The 726-nt window shown below is 77.5% G+C and carries 1 protein-coding gene; it reads left to right on the top strand.

The features are described from left to right. The first annotated feature begins 22 nt into the window (after window positions 1-22). Complete coding sequence (locus tag E0D90_RS25910) at window positions 23-652, top strand: histone deacetylase (protein WP_130800333.1); 630 nt, start codon at window positions 23-25, stop codon at window positions 650-652. The last annotated feature ends 74 nt before the right edge of the window (window positions 653-726 follow it).

Here is a 726-nt window from a genome sequence, read left to right as displayed (position 1 = left end):
GGGCGGGACCGAGGGCGGTTCGTTGTGGTACGCGGCGTACGGGTCGAACCTGCACGTGGAGCGGTTCGACCGGTACCGGCTGGGTGGTGCGCACCCCGGCGGGGCGCGGGTCTATCCGGGGTTCCGGGACCCGGCTCCGCCGCTGCGGACGGTGCCGCTGACCCTGCCCGGGCTGGTGTACTTCGCGACGGAGTCACCGGTCTGGGGTGGCGGGCGGGCGTTCTACGACCCGGACGCGGCGGGGGAGGTGGCCGCCCGTGGGTATCTGCTCGGGCGGGAGCAGTTCGCGGACCTGTTGGCGCAGGAGATGTACTGCCCGCCGGGGGAGGGCCCGGCACCGGACATCGACGGCGCGGTGGCGCGTGGGCGGGCGCGGCTGGGGGACGGCCGGTACGAGACGCTGGTGCGGGCCGGGGAGGTCGACGGGCTTCCGGTGCTGACCTTCACCGCCCCGTGGGGCCACCGCGACGTTCCCGGGAACGCGCCGTCCGCCGTGTATCTGCGGCAGCTGGCGGCGGGGCTGGTCGCCGCGCACGGCTGGACCGCGCAGCGGGCCGGCCGCTATCTGGCGGCCTGTCCCGGGGCGGCCGGGCGGTGGTCGCCGGCGGAGGTCGCGGGGCTGCTGGAGGGGGAGGGGGAGCCGGGGAGGTAGACCGAGGCGGAGGGGACCCGCCCGGGTGGGGCGGCGGTCTCAGAGGCGGGGGGGGGGAGTCGCGCTGCCACTCG

Source organism: Streptomyces otsuchiensis, from assembly GCF_004305975.1.
Lineage (GTDB): Bacteria > Actinomycetota > Actinomycetes > Streptomycetales > Streptomycetaceae > Streptomyces > Streptomyces otsuchiensis.
The sequence above is the reverse complement of the archived record's forward strand: the minus strand, read 5'-3'. Positions and strand labels throughout refer to the sequence as shown.